At 34.4% G+C, this 15,731-nt stretch carries 16 protein-coding genes and 4 pseudogenes; 14 read left to right on the top strand and 6 right to left on the bottom strand.

Features of this window, described 5'->3' with window-relative positions; translation table 11 throughout:
* Positions 1–102 precede the first annotated feature (102 nt).
* The 5 genes and pseudogenes from ARSQ2_RS05160 to polA all read left to right on the top strand — a co-directional run bounded on the left by ARSQ2_RS05160 (position 103) and on the right by polA (position 5,968).
* Entirely contained in the window at positions 103–321 is a 219-nt protein-coding gene (locus tag ARSQ2_RS05160) for a hypothetical protein (RefSeq protein WP_181994594.1), read from the top strand.
* A gap of 535 nt (positions 322–856) precedes the next feature.
* The gene (locus ARSQ2_RS05155) at positions 857–1,126 is read left to right on the top strand and encodes a YihD family protein (protein WP_181994593.1); all 270 of its coding nucleotides are present in this window, start codon (positions 857–859) and stop codon (positions 1,124–1,126) included.
* A 69-nt stretch (positions 1,127–1,195) separates the two neighbouring features.
* Positions 1,196–2,137, top strand: a pseudogene (locus ARSQ2_RS05150) (serine/threonine protein kinase).
* Positions 2,138–2,169: 32 nt separating this feature from the next.
* Complete coding sequence (gene dsbA, locus ARSQ2_RS05145; protein WP_181994592.1) at positions 2,170–2,790, top strand: thiol:disulfide interchange protein DsbA; 621 nt, start codon at positions 2,170–2,172, stop codon at positions 2,788–2,790.
* Between the two features lie 385 nt (positions 2,791–3,175).
* Positions 3,176–5,968, top strand: a complete 2,793-nt coding sequence (polA, locus tag ARSQ2_RS05140) for a DNA polymerase I (protein WP_181994596.1) — start codon at positions 3,176–3,178, stop codon at positions 5,966–5,968.
* Positions 5,969–6,442: 474 nt separating this feature from the next.
* On the opposite strand, the gene yihA is transcribed toward polA, so the two are convergent.
* Positions 6,443–7,066, bottom strand: coding sequence for a ribosome biogenesis GTP-binding protein YihA/YsxC (gene yihA, locus ARSQ2_RS05135; protein WP_181994595.1), 624 nt, complete (start codon positions 7,064–7,066; stop codon positions 6,443–6,445).
* A 282-nt stretch (positions 7,067–7,348) separates the two neighbouring features.
* On the opposite strand from yihA, the gene ARSQ2_RS05130 reads away from it, so the two are divergent.
* From ARSQ2_RS05130 to ARSQ2_RS05095, 8 genes and pseudogenes are all read left to right on the top strand, one after another.
* A complete protein-coding gene (locus tag ARSQ2_RS05130; RefSeq protein WP_181994591.1) occupies positions 7,349–7,915 on the top strand; it encodes a peptidylprolyl isomerase in 567 nt (188 codons plus the stop codon).
* A gap of 197 nt (positions 7,916–8,112) precedes the next feature.
* A complete protein-coding gene (locus ARSQ2_RS05125) occupies positions 8,113–8,349 on the top strand; it encodes a hypothetical protein (protein WP_181994590.1) in 237 nt (78 codons plus the stop codon).
* Positions 8,330–8,818: an IS630 transposase-related protein gene (locus ARSQ2_RS05120; RefSeq protein ID WP_181994589.1), complete on the top strand. Its 489-nt coding sequence runs from the start codon at positions 8,330–8,332 to the stop codon at positions 8,816–8,818. Before ARSQ2_RS05125 ends, ARSQ2_RS05120 begins: the two co-directional genes overlap by 20 nt.
* A gap of 165 nt (positions 8,819–8,983) precedes the next feature.
* Positions 8,984–9,277 carry a transposase gene (locus ARSQ2_RS05115; RefSeq protein ID WP_238334323.1) on the top strand — a complete coding sequence of 98 codons (294 nt, stop codon included), beginning with the start codon at positions 8,984–8,986 and terminating at the stop codon, positions 9,275–9,277.
* A complete protein-coding gene (locus ARSQ2_RS05110) occupies positions 9,217–9,399 on the top strand; it encodes a hypothetical protein (protein ID WP_181994588.1) in 183 nt (60 codons plus the stop codon). The genes ARSQ2_RS05115 and ARSQ2_RS05110 overlap by 61 nt, the downstream gene beginning before the upstream one ends.
* A gap of 84 nt (positions 9,400–9,483) precedes the next feature.
* Entirely contained in the window at positions 9,484–9,624 is a 141-nt protein-coding gene (locus tag ARSQ2_RS05105) for a hypothetical protein (RefSeq protein WP_181994587.1), read from the top strand.
* 312 nt (positions 9,625–9,936) lie between these two features.
* Positions 9,937–10,458, top strand: a pseudogene (locus ARSQ2_RS05100) (glutamine amidotransferase-related protein).
* A 190-nt stretch (positions 10,459–10,648) separates the two neighbouring features.
* Positions 10,649–11,062, top strand: coding sequence for a DUF488 domain-containing protein (locus ARSQ2_RS05095; protein WP_338078252.1), 414 nt, complete (start codon positions 10,649–10,651; stop codon positions 11,060–11,062).
* 204 nt (positions 11,063–11,266) lie between these two features.
* Here ARSQ2_RS05095 and crp read toward each other — a convergent pair whose 3' ends face one another.
* The 4 genes and pseudogenes from crp to ARSQ2_RS05075 all read right to left on the bottom strand — a co-directional run bounded on the left by crp (position 11,267) and on the right by ARSQ2_RS05075 (position 14,621).
* A complete protein-coding gene (gene crp, locus ARSQ2_RS05090; protein WP_181994585.1) occupies positions 11,267–11,899 on the bottom strand; it encodes a cAMP-activated global transcriptional regulator CRP in 633 nt (210 codons plus the stop codon).
* Positions 11,900–12,451: 552 nt separating this feature from the next.
* Positions 12,452–13,327 (bottom strand): annotated as a pseudogene (locus ARSQ2_RS05085) (phosphoribulokinase).
* Positions 13,328–13,421: 94 nt separating this feature from the next.
* A complete protein-coding gene (locus ARSQ2_RS05080; RefSeq protein WP_181994584.1) occupies positions 13,422–13,643 on the bottom strand; it encodes a YheU family protein in 222 nt (73 codons plus the stop codon).
* A gap of 3 nt (positions 13,644–13,646) precedes the next feature.
* Positions 13,647–14,621, bottom strand: a complete 975-nt coding sequence (locus tag ARSQ2_RS05075) for a hydrolase (protein ID WP_181994583.1) — start codon at positions 14,619–14,621, stop codon at positions 13,647–13,649.
* Between the two features lie 100 nt (positions 14,622–14,721).
* Between ARSQ2_RS05075 and ARSQ2_RS05070 the strand changes: the two genes are divergently transcribed.
* Positions 14,722–15,324: a LysE family translocator gene (locus ARSQ2_RS05070; RefSeq protein WP_181994582.1), complete on the top strand. Its 603-nt coding sequence runs from the start codon at positions 14,722–14,724 to the stop codon at positions 15,322–15,324.
* Here the strand turns inward: ARSQ2_RS05070 and ARSQ2_RS05065 are convergent.
* Positions 15,308–15,731: pseudogene (locus ARSQ2_RS05065) on the bottom strand (hypothetical protein); the annotation flags it as partial. The gene ARSQ2_RS05070 and the pseudogene ARSQ2_RS05065 overlap by 17 nt on opposite strands.

Genomic DNA, 15,731 nt, shown 5'->3' with positions numbered 1-15,731 from the left:
TCAGATTATTTGATATCAATATTAACAGCAATGTTTTCTATGCATGGGTCACCCAAGTCCTTATTCCAGTACTTCCTAAAAACAGTGTAATCATGATGGATAATGCAATTTTTCAAAAGAAATAGAGTATTCAACAAGTCATCATCGATGCGGGGCATATGGTGGAATATTTGCCTACCTATTCGCCAGATCTTTATCCAATTCAACATAAATGGGCACAAGCTAAATGCAAAAAAGAGCGCTCGGATGCGACACAGATATTTTGTTCGGACTCAATATGGTGTAATCAAAATTAAGTCGCTTAGCTACAGCTTTTGGTAATAGCGTAATGCAAGCAGCGAGTTTTTGGCAAGTAATTGTTTAGTAATGTTTTTTCGGTTTCTTCATCGGGCGCTTTACAGAGAATAATGCGAATACCTTCATTATTGGGATCTGGAGTTGCTTGATTTAAATGCTGTTGCATCATCAGTAACCACCTTTATAAAAAGGTGATGAAAGGAATTAAAAAGGGCTTCTTGAGCGAGTGTTAATTATTAGAACAAATATGTGAATTTAAAAATTAGTTATATCTAAATTGTGTAGAAAATAAATTACAATGTATTAATTATTTATATATATAATATATGTTAAAACCGTGATTTTTATTCATTATTGCTAATGCGATATGATCAAAATTAAATTTGTTAAGTTGATTTATTATAAATATGTTTATCTATTAAATAGTTGATATTTTAACTCAATACATAATAGTAACTAATAAAAAATAATTTTTTATCTTAACTGACAAATTAACGCTTTTTCTAGCAGATAATCCTTGGTAATTTGTATAAATAATTTGTTAGTAAGGTATTAAAAAATGAAATATCATCGGTTAAACGAAGTAATTAAACTGCTGCAACCCTTATGTCAGGAATATCCAGAATTAAATTTGGCGCAACTATTGCAAAAATTAGCTGATGAAGCTGGTTTTAAAGGGGATTTATGCGGTTTGACTGACGATACTTTTATCTATCATTTAAAAATGCGTAACTCTCCAACGGAAGCCGCAATACCTGGCTTGCAAAAAGAGCACGAAAACGATTTCAAAACAGCGCTTTTACGCGCTCGTGGCATCATTAAAGATTAACCTGATAGAAGAGATAATAAAGTGACACAGCAAAGTGCTTTTCATTTCAAAACGATTACCCCCGATTAAATTCATGATGCGTTAATAGAAGTTGGATTATACCTTGATTCAAGGATAATCGAGTTGAATAGTTATGAAAATCGAGTTTACCAGTTTCTAGATGAACAGCATAAACGTTACGTTGTGAAATTTTATCGAACAACGCGTTGGAATCGGACTCAGATCCAAGAAGAACACGATTTTATGTTGTCTTCGTATGAAGCTGGTTTATCGGTTATTGCTCCTCTATTTTTCGCCGGGCAAACTGTATTGGAGTATCGAAGTTTTTTATACCCAGTTTTTCCGAGTGTTGGGGACGGCAATATGAGACTGATAACTTGTTACAGTTGGAAGAGGTAGGTCGATTAATTGGGCGCATTCATCAAATAGGATATCAGCACGATTTTTTTACCAGGCCAACTATTGGAATTGATGAATATTTAATTACTCCTCGTAATATTTTAGCGAATACTCTCCTTTACTACCCCGTAAATTAAAACAAAACTTTCTATTTGTCCTTGATTAGCTTATTGTTGAAGTAAAAAGCGTTGGTCGCAACCGCATAGTTATCTTCGCTTACAGGGTGATTGTCATCCTAGTAATATTTTGTGGCGAGATGGCCGTTTTATTGTCGATTTTGATGATGCTCGTAATGGCCCAGCAGTACAAGATTTATGGATGCTTTTAAACGGCAAACGTCGGGAAAAACGAATTCAACTTGAAATATTATTAGAAGCTTATACTGAATATATGCATTTTGATAATGAACAGTTGGCACTGATTGAGCCTTTACAAGCAATGCGAATAATTCATTATTTATCATGGATTGTTCGGCGTTGCGAAGATCCGGCTTTTCCGCGAGCTTTTCCTTGGATGATTGAGTATGATTTTAGGCGTAAACAGCAGTTACTTTTTTCTCAACAGATCAATGCGCTAAATGAGCAGCCTTTGCAACCCGGTTTAATATATTAATAAATGGAAAATATTTTTGGAGAATGAGTAATATGAATAAATTTTGGTTAGCTTTAATAGGGTTAGTACTGTCTTATGGTGTTTCTGCCGCAAATTACGCGGAGGGTACTGAATTTATCAAAATAGAAAAAGCGGTACAAAATGCACCTCGCGTCGTAGAATTTTTTTCTTTTTACTGTCCACACTGTTATCAATTTGAATCCATCTATCATGTATCCCAAACCGTAGCAAAAAATTTACCTAAAGACATTAAAATGGAACGCTACCATGTTGATTTTTTGGGGCCATTAGGCGCTGAATTAACAAAAGCTTGGACGGTAGCAATGGTGTTGAAGGTTGAAGATAAAGTGTCACCATTGTTGTTTGAAAGGATCCAAAAGACAGAATCGATAAATACCCCTCCTGATATTAAAGGTGTGTTCATTAAAGCTGGCGTCAAAAGTGAACAATATGATGCAGCGCTAAATAGTTTTGTCGTTAAATCGTTGGTTCTAAAACAACAGCAAGCAGTGGAAGAATTTCAATTACGTCGTGTGCCGGCTATTTTTGTTAATGGTAAATATATGATACGTAACAATGGCATCACGATTGAAGATGTTAATAATTATGCTAAAGCTTATTCTGATGTTGTAAACTTTTTAATTAGTAAATAAGTAAGCCTTTTTCCACCTTTTTTAATAGCGCCATGTTGTATCAACGGTTTAACATATTGGTATAACAGCGAATTTTTCCTATTTTTTGGCATATTATTCTGTAATATCCATAAAAAATGTTAACCGACAAAAATAGCAGCGCGATATCATTTTTATCCGTAACGTCTTGATTATCATTTAATATTGCTTTTTAAGCTAAATCTCTTTAACTACTGAATATAGTATAATAAGAAGATTTACACACAAGTTTATCCATAAGATGTTTTAGTGCTATAAGCGGTGGAAAAGTGATAAATTGAAAATAAATTCAGGCAAAATTCGTCTCTCTGGCATGAGTGTGGCATTCTATCTATCACTATTAATTATTTTGATGATGAAAAAGACTATGGCTCAAATTGCAGAAAACCCATTTATCCTAGTTGATGGCTCCTCTTACCTTTACCGTGCATATCATGCTTTTCCCCCATTAAGCAACAGTGCAGGGGAGCCAACCGGTGCTATGTATGGTGTTCTTAACATGTTGCGTAGTTTAATTATGCAATATCAGCCGAGTCATATTGCAGTAGTATTTGATGCTAAAGGAAAAACTTTTCGGGATGAATTATTTGAGCAATATAAATCTCAACGACCACCAATGCCCAATGATTTGCGTGAACAGATAGCGCCGCTACATGAAATGGTTGCTGCCATGGGGCTTCCTTTATTGGTTTTTGCTGGTGTTGAAGCTGATGATGTAATAGGGACATTAGCTTTACAGGCTAGTAAGAAAGGATTGCCTGTACTAATCAGTACAGGAGATAAAGACATGGCTCAATTAGTGACCTCTGATATAACACTCATTAATACCATGACAAACACTATCTTAGGGCCAACAGAGGTTGTTGATAAATATGGTGTGTCACCTGAGTTGATGATTGATTTTCTCGCGTTGATGGGAGATTCATCCGATAATATTCCTGGTGTACCAGGTGTAGGAGAAAAAACAGCATTAGCTTTATTGCAAGGAATTGGCGATCTGGAAACGATTTATAATGATTTGTCTGCAATTGCTCCGTTAGGGTTTCGTGGATCGAAAACATTAGCAGAAAAAATGGCACAACATAAAGACATTGCTTTTTTATCTTATAAATTAGCCACAATTAAGATTAATGTTGATTTAACTACAGATTATGATGGACTGGTTATGCAGGCGCCTGATATTGAAAAGTTACATGCGCTTTTTAGTCATTACGAATTTAAGCGTTGGTTAGCTGATTTACAAAATGGTAGTTGGCTAACGAAAAAAACAGTTAAATCTGCAACCACTATTTCTGATAACAATAGCGATATTTCTTTAGATAAAGAGCCAGCAGCCGTACTATCAACAGAGCATTATCAAACGATATTGACCAAAGATGATTTGATGCAATGGGTTGAAAAATTGCAATCGGCAAAGCGTTTTGCCTTTGATACTGAAACTGACGGCCTTGATACACTATCGATAAATTTGGTTGGGCTCTGTTTTGCCATTGAAGAAGGTAAAGCTGCTTATCTTCCGCTGGGGCATGATTATCTTGATGCGCCACAACAATTACCTTTAGATGAGGTGTTAGCGGCGATAAAACCGGTATTAATTCACCAAAATGTTCAAAAGATTGGTCAGAATTTAAAATTCGATTACAGCGTGATGGTCAATTATGATATTGAATTAAAGAATATGGCCTTTGATACAATGCTGGAATCTTATATATTAAATAGTGTTGCCGAACTTGGTCGTCATGATATGGATAGTTTGGCGCAACGGCATCTCAATCATAAAACCATAACTTTTGAAGAGATTGCCGGCAAAGGAAAAAATCAGTTAACATTCAATCAAATTCCACTTGAACAAGCGTCAACTTATGCAGCCGAAGATGCCGACGTCACATTATTATTACACCAAACGCTTTGGCCTCAACTTGAGGCAGAACCTAAATTAAAAGAAGTTTTTCAACAGATAGAAATGCCGTTAGTACCGGTATTAGCGCGTATGGAGCGGGTTGGGGTGCTTATCGATGCAAATAAGCTGGCTAAGCAATCTCAGGAGATAGCAAGCCGATTAATGGAAATTGAAAAAGAAGCTTATGCTATCGCTGAACAAGAATTTAATTTGGCATCACCTAAACAATTACAAGCTATTTTGTTTGAAAAACTTCAACTGCCAGTGGTGAAGAAAACGCCTAGTGGGGCACCTTCCACTAATGAGGAAGTTCTAGAAGAGCTGGCTTTTAGTCATGATCTGCCAAAAATTATTCTGCAACACCGTAGCTTGTCAAAATTAAAATCGACTTATACCGATAAACTACCCATGATGATCCATCCAAAAACGAAACGGGTACATACTTCCTATCATCAGGCAGTAACAGCGACTGGTAGACTCTCTTCCCGTGATCCTAATTTACAAAATATTCCAGTTAAGACTGAGGAAGGGCGAAGGATCCGTCAAACGTTTATCGCTCGCGAAGGTTATAAAATTATAGCTGCAGATTATTCTCAAATTGAATTGCGTATTATGGCCCATCTTTCGCAGGATAAAGGATTGCTTGATGCTTTTGCCGAAGGACAAGATATTCATAGAGCAACAGCGGCAGAGGTTTTTGGGGTATTGTTGACCGATGTGACTAGTGAGCAGCGCCGTAGCGCAAAAGCAATTAATTTTGGTTTAATTTATGGTATGAGCAATTTTGGACTGTCCCGTCAGTTAGGAATTACTCGTGGCGAGGCACAGCATTATATGGATCGTTATTTTGATCGCTATCCTGGTGTTTTAAGTTATATGGAAAGTACCCGCAAGCAAGCTGCGGAGCAAGGTTATGTCGAAACGTTAGCAGGACGTCGACTTTATTTGCCCGATATTAATTCCCGCAATGCAATGCGACGTAAAGCATCTGAACGTGAAGCCATTAATGCACCAATGCAAGGAACAGCAGCAGATATTATAAAAAAAGCGATGATCACATTAGATACATGGATTGAAACGGTAAAGCCTGATCTCTATATGTTGATGCAAGTACACGATGAATTAGTTTTTGAAGTAAAAGCATCCGCTGTTGAGCGGTCACAACAAAAAATCCGTCAGTTAATGGAACACAGTATGCAATTAACTGTTCAATTAAAAGTTGATATTGGTATTGGTGATAATTGGGATGAAGCACATTAAAAAGAAAAAGCGGCATTTATGCGAATTTTCGATAAGAATTTTAAGTAAACTAACTTATTTTACTCGTGACAAAATAACGTAGTAGGTAATAACTTACTTTTGTTAGGATGATCGACCAAACTGTTTTAGTAAACTAGGCAGTTTTTATCACTAAAAATATATAGTTTTTTCTAATTATCTGCCAAAATTATCAAGAAATTAGTTTTTATTACATAAAGTTATGTTATGACTTAAATTCAATCGAAAAAAATAACAAAAAACTTTTTTATTCGCGAAATAAAGTAAAATAATTCATGTAGGGTACAGAGGTAAGATGTTCTATTTTTAAAATCTATTACTTTATGTAATATAAAATAAGATAAGCTAATTATTAAGCTGCTCTAGTCAAATAATTGACTGGAGCATTTTTTATTTATTTTTAAGAAAATGTGACAGTAGTGATAGATAAAGCCCTCTAATTATCCATCATGTAGACTAATTATGCTCAGAATGGTGCTCATTGAACCATTCATCTAATTTAAATTGTAATTTATCGATACCTATTTTTTTCAATGAAGAAAAGGTTTCAACTTGTATATTACCCGGCACTGTTTTTAATCTATTACGTACTGCTATGATTTGAGCTTTTTGTTTATTAGGTACTAGTTTGTCTGCTTTGGTTAGCAATACTAATATCGGGATATTCATTGCTACAGACCATTCAATCATTTGTATATCCATATCTTTTAATGGATGACGAATGTCCATTAATATTATCAATCCTTTTAAACATGTTCTTTTTTGTAAATATTCACGTAATGCTTGTTGCCATTGGCGTTTAATTGATTCAGGGACTTCGGCATAGCCGTAGCCAGGTAAATCAACCAGCCTAATACCCTCTGCAACTTCGAACAAATTTATTAGCTGTGTTCTGCCAGGTGTTTTACTGGTACGGGCTAGATTTTTTTGTTGGGTAAGTGCATTTAATGCACTGGATTTACCGGCGTTAGAACGTCCAGCGAAGGCAATTTCTATACCATGATCGTTTGGTAAATGGCGAATATCAGGTGCGCTTGTGACAAATTTTGTCTGGTGATAGTTATAATTTTTGTTTGTCATCATTGTTTCTCGCTGATTTCGGCTTAAATTAGAGAAATTATACCTTTAAGAGGATAAATTAAGATAGTCATAGCTACATGAAAGATAGATTATTATGTGTTAATGAATTTTATTAAAAATAACATTTTTTACATAAGAAAAAATATGGAATGTGACAGAATAGATCCTATTATTTAATTAGGTCAATTTAGGCCAGTTATGCATTTTTACTTAGTATAATGACCTGACGGTACTAAATTTTAGCTTACATTTTCATCTAAAATATAATTAAAAGGAACTTGAATGTTAAAACGTTTTTTTCTGCCGCTACTGGTAGTGTATATGGTTAATATCTCTTCATTTGCTGTTGCAGCAGGAGATACTATCGTTAAATTAGTCACTTCGGAAGGTGAGATCGAACTTGAGTTAAATAATAAAGCAGCGCCTATAACAACGGAGAATTTCATTCAGTATGTAAAAGCAGGTTACTATCAAAATACTATTTTCCATCGTGTGATCCCAGGTTTTATGATCCAAGCTGGTGGTTTTATTAGTGATTTGCAACCTCAAGTAAATATTCGCTCGCCAATCAAAAATGAAGCTGATAATGGGTTACGTAATTTACGTGGAACCATTGCAATGGCGCGTACAACAGCTAAGGATAGTGCTACTAGCCAATTTTTTATCAACATAGCAGATAATGCATTCTTAGATCATGGCCAACGTGATTTTGGTTATACTGTTTTTGGTAAAGTGATTAAAGGAATGGATGTTGTTGACAAAATTTCAAAAGTAAAAACAAAAGATATTCGTCCTTACCAAAATGTGCCAACTCAAGAAATAAAAATTATTTCTGCCAGTATTGAATAAGTTATCTAATAGCAGGAAATATTTTTCTGCTATTAAATTTAACATACCTAACAATATTTAATTACAATAAGAAAACTAAAATAATTTACCTGTCTTTATCTTGCTATTAATCGAAGGACTTTACTTTATAATAAAATAAAATTTCCATCAGCTTATTAATTTATATCGTTATCTTGTTGTTAATGAGGAATTATTGTTTGAGTAAGCTATTACCTAGTTGCCAGAAATTAATAGAAAATATTGTTGAACCGAAAATAAAACATAAAAATAATCAATTTTCAGACTTACAGAAAATTGCGCTTATGTCTACTTATTTTTTGGATGAGAAAATTGAATATATTCCGGGCAAAATGGTTCGATTTTCTGAAAAAAACACAAGCGCTTATTATAAGTTCACCTACATTGAGTCGGGTATTGGAGACATTAGAAATTGATGGTTGGAAATTAGTTGTAGCGCAACGGGAGCAAGGAACCGCGACCGATTTACGACGAAAAACTGTATTTATAGCTAAGCGACTTAATTTTGATGACATTATTTATATGAGCTATTCAATTGATTTTAGAAGTAAAATGATATTTACGATGGAAGCAGAAGGGTTGAGTATCCGAGAAACAGCGAAGCAATTTCGGATTGGCTCTGCATCTGTATCGCGTTGGATTAATCAAATAAAGCCAAAAGCATCGACTACGCATCAGCGAAAAATCGATAAATCCGAGTTGATAAAAGATGTTGAACAATATCCAGATGCTTACCGAAAAGATCGTGCAGAGCGTTTTGGCGTTTGTCAGAAGGCCATTTTGCAAGCTCTTAAAAAAATGGGATTGACCTATAAAAAACTCTACGTCATCCGAAAGCCGACGAAAACACTCGACAAACGTTTCAACAAAAAAACAACAGTATGAAAAAAAGGCAAGCATATTGTTTTTATTGATGAAAGTGGTTTTTCACACGATACCCCCGCGGACTCACGGCTATTCCCCGAATAGGTCAACGGTGTGTTGGTCTCAAGAACTGGGGAGCTAAAGGAAGAACAAATGTTATCGGCGCTTTATTGAGCACAACGCTGTTTGCTATCGGGATTATTTGATATCAATATTAATAGCGATGTTTTCTATGCATGGGTTATCCAAGTCGTTATCCCAGTACTTCCTAAAAACAGTGTAATCATGATGGATAATGCAACTTTTGACAAGAAACAGAGTATTCAACAAGTCATCATCGATGCGGAGCATATGGTGGAATATTTGCCTACCTATTCGCCACATTTTAATCCAATTGAACATAAATGGGCACAAGCTAAATGCAAAAAAAGAGCGCTCGTATGCGAGCCAGATATTTTGTTCGCACTCAATATGGTGTAATCAAAATTAAGTCGCTTAGCTATATTTCAAATGGAGTATTGAATCATCCTAATTTGACTATTCAAGCGTTATCCCATGAAATTGGGCATATTTTATGCAACAAAGCCAAATATAAAATCTAAATCAAATTTTGTTTCTCATTTTTAGCCAGTGAAGGTGCTGCGACGATTAAAAATATTGAGATCCAACGAGAAATTATTAATCACATGGCAGTGGATATTGGAATTATGGCAAATCCAAGAAATATAGAATGTTATAATGAAGTCTATGATAATTATCTTATTGGTAAAAAATTTGAAGAAGCAACTAAATATATTGGTGAAATTTATCGAAATAACATCAAATAATTTAAAACCTTATGGTCAATATTATAACGAAGTTTATAATAGTTTATAGTAATCCTTTATCATTATTCTCATTTATAATTATTGTGTTTATTTATTAAAGTGAAACATTTTGATTGATTTTTGTAAGTCATTTTTTTCTACGGTCATGGTATGATAACCCACGTTATTATTATGGTATAATAATCAGTACAATTTGCATTAATAATAAAGTTCATAATCAAGGAATTATTACTATAAAAATCATTTGGATAGCTAGTTATGCTTTTGATAATTGATAACTATGATTCGTTTAGCTATAACCTTTATTAATATCTGTGTGAGTTAAGAGTTAATGTTGTAGTTAAACGTAATGATGCAATAACTATCTCGGAGATAGAAACATTAGCGCCGACACATTTAGTTATTTCACCGGGTTCATCTACACCTAATGAGGCGTGTGTTTCACTAAATACAATTTCATGTTTTGCCGGTAAGATCCCAATTTTGGGAGTTTGCCTTGGTCATCAGGCGATTGATCAGGCTTTTGGTGGTTCAATTGTCAAAGCGAAAGAAGTAATGCATGGCAAGGTATCTGTAATTCATCATAACCAGCAAGGTATTTTTAAAGGATTAAATCGTCCATTACAGGTTACTCGTTAGCATTCTTTGGTGATTGATGCTGGAACTTTACCCGCTACCTTTGAGGTTACTGCCTGGACGCTACATGATGGAAATATTGATGAAATTATGGGTATTAGGCATCAAACACTACTTATTGAGGGTGTCCAATTTTATCCAGAAAGCATCTTGAGTGAGCCAGGACATGAGTTATTAAATAATTTTCTAAAGTATTAATTTATTACAAATTAGATCATGTCTGGCTATTTATTTCAATGATAAGTATAACTATCAACGTTGGAGAAATAGGTTTTATTTTGCTTGAAATGTAAATTTCAATAGGGGAAAAGCAGTATATAGAAAGTAAATATGTTTTTTGTATTTATCATCGATACAGGACTACTATTAAACATAATAAAAGAAATTTTTGTTAAATTTTTTATTATCAAAAAATGGTACAAGGATGATAATTTGTAAACGTATTTATGCGGATAAAAGGGGTAATAATGGCTATCGGGTATTGGTTGATAGGATATGGCCAAGAAGTATTAAAAAACAAGATCTTCGCTATGATGAATGGAATAAAAATCTTGCTCCATCAAATAATTTAAGAAAATGGTTTCATAAATATCCAGAAAATTTTACTCAATTTAAGCGACTTTCTTTTGAAAAATTAGAAAATAATCCTGATAGTTGGCAATATTTATTGCTTAAAGTAAAATCGGATTGTTTGATACTTCTTTTTTCTCGCAAAGACGAAGATAATAATAATGCGATAGTATTAAAATCGTTTTTGAAAAAAAACTTAATAAGGTTTGATTATTATACTCTGACTATCTAGTAAATTTTATGATAGATAGTTCGGTTATTTTTTAATTTCAAATATCATATTAAAGTTGTATCTTTATTCAGCTATTCGATTTTGTATTACTATTATAATTATATATTCATAATTTAATTGTATATTAATAACAATAAATAAGTTTATAAAACCAATACACTACATAAAAGTAGGTACTTGTTTATAGAATATTAACGTGTACCGTTAACGTGTACCGTAAACGACAATGGTTTTACCGTGAGCAGAAATCAGATTTTGATCTTCTAGCATTTTTAGGATACGTCCCACTGTTTCACGTGAGCATCCTACTATTTGACCTATCTCTTGGCGAGTTATTTTAATTTGCATTCCATCTGGATGCGTCATCGCGTCAGGCTGTTTTGCTAAATTTAATAATGTTTGCGCAATACGGCCTGTAACATCCAAAAAAGCTAGATTACCGACTTTTTCAGAAGTTGTTTGTAAGCGTTTAGCCATTTGTGCTGATAATCGCATCAAAATATCTGGATTTACCTGTATTAATTGGCGAAATTTTTTATATGAGATTTCAGCGACTTCACAGGCGCTTTTAGCTCTAACCCAAGCTGTTCGCTCTTGCCCTTCCTCAAATAATCCAAGCTCACCAATAAAGTCCCCCTGATTCAGATAAGAAAGGATCATCTCTTTTCCTTCTTCATCTTTAATCAAAACAGCAACAGAACCTTTTAGAATATAATAAAGTGTTTCTGCTTTTTCGCCCTGATGAATAAGAGTGCTTTTGGATGGATATTTGTGAATATGGCAGTGTGACAAAAACCATTCAAGAGTCGGGTCTGTGTGTGGTTTGCCGAAAACCATTCGCTTAATCCTCTAATGTTATTGCAGCCTAAATATGAAAATACCAATCTTCATAAGGCTGGCTTATCTTATAAAATTCTAACATAGCATACTAACTTGTTTAGTTTGGAAAAGTTAATATTAACTATAGGGTATATTGATTCGGAATTTTTGGTATTAATTTTAACTATACTATAAATGTGCTTTTGCTTTTTAGCATAATAAAAGCATCCTGTCTCTACTGTCTCGATTCAGTCGTGTTGTATAGACTAAATAATCCATATTTTAGCAATAAGTTGATTAGTTTTATTGTGTTTATTAACAAGTATGACAAAGTAAATATTACATTTGAAAATTAAACCGAAATAATAATATGTTATTTCATAAGTTATCAAATTATAGCAAAAATAAATATTAACATTATAATATAATTACGTTATTAAATAATTAACCAGAAAATATTACCGCGATTATTATATACGGAAAAGATAATTTTATGCATAGTTTGAACTTTAAAATGGTTATAAGAATAAAAAATTGATATAAATAAAAATATAATGCTGTGTTGTTAGCTTATTTTATGGATAATTTTTTATTAGTGACAAGCTTTTTTACTAATGGGGTCATAATTAACTCCAATGCTAAACCTAGTTTTCCGCCTGGAACAACCAATGTGTTCATTGAAGGAATAAATGAATTGTGTAGCATGGATAAAAGATAGGGAAAATCGATCTGGGTCAGACCATTAAATCGGATCACTATAAAATTTTCATCTGGTGAAGGAATCGCTTTAGCGGCAAAGGGGTTAGATGTATCAACGGTTGGTACACGTTGAAAGTTAATATGGGTGCGAGAAAATTTTGGGGTGATATATTTAATGTAATCTCCCATTGAGCGGATAACTGAATCCATCACAGCTTCTCTTGAATGACCCCGTTATGATGTATCACGAATTAGTTTCTGGATCCATTCAAGATTAACAATAGGCACAACACAGACTAACAAATCTACATGTTTAGCCACATTATATTTTGATGTTACAACCCCACCACGTAACCCTTCATAAAATAGTATATTGGTATTTTTAGGTAATGCTTCGCATCGTGTAAAAGTCCCAGGTTGAAGATTGTAAGGGACGGCTTCATCGTAGGTGTGCAAATAGCGCCGGCGTTTTCCTTTTCCGTTTTCGCCATACTCGATTAAACTTTGTTCAAGCAGACCAAAATCATTGGATTCAGGTACAAAATAACTAATATGACGACTCTGTTCTTTAGCTTTACGAATAACAACATCCATTTCAGGGCGAGTATAACGATGAAAGCTATCACTTTTAATGGTTGCTGCCGAAAGCTTTAACTGAGTAAAGATTTTTTGAAATGCAAGGCTGGTGGTGCTGGTGCCCGCTCCACTGGAGCCTGTTACTGCAATTATCGGATGATTAGCTGACATAATAAGTAGCTTCCATTACGCATTCAGATAACACAATATTTTAACACATTAATTACAATAACGTAAAATTTCTTTTATATAGCGATGTATACAGTTATTTAAGAATGTAATTTTTTTTTGGCAAAATATTTATCGTTTCATGTAATTCAGACCAGACAAGCACAATACTTCCTAATCGTAATTGTTGCTTAATATCCTCAACTTTTTCTTCCAGCGTTTTCTCATCTTTACCATAATGCGTTCCTTTTCGTAAGACAAAGCTTTCAATCAAATTATTTAAAGTACCTGCTGTTAGCTGTTGCCATAGAATGATCATAGATTATGGCTCCAGATGTGGGGTTAACCAATCAGGTATGCGTTGCTCAAGCCACATTTTAGGCTGTTTTAATGTGCCACTAACAAACCCAACGTGACCACCATGTTCTGTCATTTGATACTCAATATTAACGGGTAATTGGTTGATATCCGGTACAACTTCAGGCGCCATAAAAGGATCATCTTTTGCATGAATAATTAGTGTTGGGACACGGATATTCGGTAACCGAGGCAGAGCACTACATTGATGATAATAATCTGCTGCATCTTTAAAACCGTATATTTTCGCCGTGATGACATTATTAAAATCACGTAGCCGTTTTAGCTTTTTTAGCTGTAGCAAATTAAGCGGTAATGAACCAGGGTAGCGAATGAGTTTGCGTGTTGCATTACGTTTAAGGCCGTTTAGTAAATAACGCTCATAGAATTGTGAAATCCCTTTTTCTAAACGAATTGAACAAGGCTCTAACATTAAAGGGGCGGAAACAATGACTGCTGCATTAACATCAGCATATTGTCCGGTTTCTGCTAAATAGCAAGCTAACATATTACCACCAAGTGAGTAGCCAACCGCGGCAATTGGTACTTGACCGTAAATCGTTTTATGCCATTTGAGGAAATAGCGGGCATCGGTAATTTCACCGGAATGATAAATGCGTTTTTGTCGATTCGGTTCTCCACTACAGCCACGAAAATGCATAATTACACCAAGCCATCCTCGTCTTTTAGTCGCTTCTAACATGCCATGAGCATATGGGCTTCTAAAACTGCCTTCTAAGCCGTGAAAAATGACCAGTCGAGGTTTATGCTTCGCAGATTGAGGATCTTCACTCCAAGCGAGATCAATAAAATCGCCATCACGTAATTCTAGGCGTTGCCATAACGGTTTGATTTTCGGCTTTTTCCTCACAATACGGGGTAGTAGTGTTTGTAAATGAGGATTTTTAGCCCAATTTATTGGTTGAAAATTTTTACTCATAATTGTAAATCTAAATAATTAATTCTACATATGTTCTGATAACATATTGTTATTTTTAATATAAAAAAAAGATTAATAATAGTTAATCAAAGGATCTTAAATGAGTTATGGGCTGATTTTTGCGTTATTTACTTTTTTATTCATTGTGGCGATTACTCCTGGGCCAAATAATTTATTATTTACGTCATCAGGTGCTCAGTATGGTTTGCGGCGTTCAATACCTTTAATGTTTGGCGTAATATTAGGTATCCAGAGTATTTTATTTATTTCTGCTGCTGGCCTTGTTGTTCTTTTACTGCTTTCGCCGGTGCTACAAATTGTAATGAAAATTGTTGGGAGTTTATATTTATTATGGCTTGCTTGGAAACTCGCTACATCCCACCATATGCAACTTAATACAGAGTCCAAAGTTGCTAAATCAATTAAATGGTATCAGGGGAGTTTATTACAATTCCTAAATCCCAAAGCATGGATGATGGGCTTAGGTGCGGTTAGTAGTTATAGTGTTGCTCATAACTACGCTAACTCGATTTTGATCATAAGTTTTGTTATGTTGATTGTCAATTTAATCGGTGGTTTTGTCTGGGTTGGTTTTGGTTCTTTAATCGGCATTCTGCTTTGTGGGCGTAATGCTTGGTTTATTTTTAATATTACAATGAGTATTTTTACACTCGCTTGTATCCCTTTTATTTGGTTGCAATAGCGATGCAAAAAAGGGATGCCCTTTTTTTGCATTCACTTAAATCGACATTTTTACTAGCGAACAAATAGGTAAAAATAAAACCGAATAAATAGGAAATCAGTAAGCCAGCAATATAGATAAGTATACCGCTAAAAATCCCGGTTGTAGATGTCATCAGTGGAATAGCAATTAATCCGGATGGGCGGAAAACCGAGTTGAGGCCAATTGGTTGATGACCCAACCAGGCAACTAATCCGATAAAAAAACTACCAGCGGCTCTGCCAAGAAAAGCGGTTATAAAAGGTTTAATGCGCGGTAAAGTTACTCGATAGATTAAAGGTTCAGCAATACCTAATAAACCCGGGATAATTGCCCCGCGTATCTGATTATAGCTAAGCGACTTAATTTTGATTACACCATATTGAGTG

Origin of the sequence: Arsenophonus endosymbiont of Bemisia tabaci Q2, assembly GCF_902713415.1 — a bacterium.
GTDB lineage: Bacteria > Pseudomonadota > Gammaproteobacteria > Enterobacterales > Enterobacteriaceae > Arsenophonus.
Note: the sequence above shows the minus strand (reverse complement) of the source record. Positions and strands in the feature narration are given on the sequence as shown.

What these genes read in the sequence shown, in the direction of transcription:
- ARSQ2_RS05160 (WP_181994594.1), top strand. Translation starts at nt 103, where the DNA reads ATGCAATTTTTCAAAAGAAATAGAGTATTCAACAAGTCATCATCGATG.
- ARSQ2_RS05155 (WP_181994593.1), top strand. Translation starts at nt 857, where the DNA reads ATGAAATATCATCGGTTAAACGAAGTAATTAAACTGCTGCAACCCTTA.
- dsbA (WP_181994592.1), top strand. Translation starts at nt 2,170, where the DNA reads ATGAATAAATTTTGGTTAGCTTTAATAGGGTTAGTACTGTCTTATGGT.
- polA (WP_181994596.1), top strand. Translation starts at nt 3,176, where the DNA reads ATGGCTCAAATTGCAGAAAACCCATTTATCCTAGTTGATGGCTCCTCT.
- yihA (WP_181994595.1), bottom strand. Translation starts at nt 7,066, where the DNA reads ATGACAAACAAAAATTATAACTATCACCAGACAAAATTTGTCACAAGC.
- ARSQ2_RS05130 (WP_181994591.1), top strand. Translation starts at nt 7,349, where the DNA reads ATGTTAAAACGTTTTTTTCTGCCGCTACTGGTAGTGTATATGGTTAAT.
- ARSQ2_RS05110 (WP_181994588.1), top strand. Translation starts at nt 9,217, where the DNA reads ATGCAAAAAAAGAGCGCTCGTATGCGAGCCAGATATTTTGTTCGCACT.
- ARSQ2_RS05105 (WP_181994587.1), top strand. Translation starts at nt 9,484, where the DNA reads ATGGCAGTGGATATTGGAATTATGGCAAATCCAAGAAATATAGAATGT.
- crp (WP_181994585.1), bottom strand. Translation starts at nt 11,899, where the DNA reads ATGGTTTTCGGCAAACCACACACAGACCCGACTCTTGAATGGTTTTTG.
- ARSQ2_RS05080 (WP_181994584.1), bottom strand. Translation starts at nt 13,643, where the DNA reads ATGATCATTCTATGGCAACAGCTAACAGCAGGTACTTTAAATAATTTG.
- ARSQ2_RS05075 (WP_181994583.1), bottom strand. Translation starts at nt 14,621, where the DNA reads ATGAGTAAAAATTTTCAACCAATAAATTGGGCTAAAAATCCTCATTTA.
- ARSQ2_RS05070 (WP_181994582.1), top strand. Translation starts at nt 14,722, where the DNA reads ATGAGTTATGGGCTGATTTTTGCGTTATTTACTTTTTTATTCATTGTG.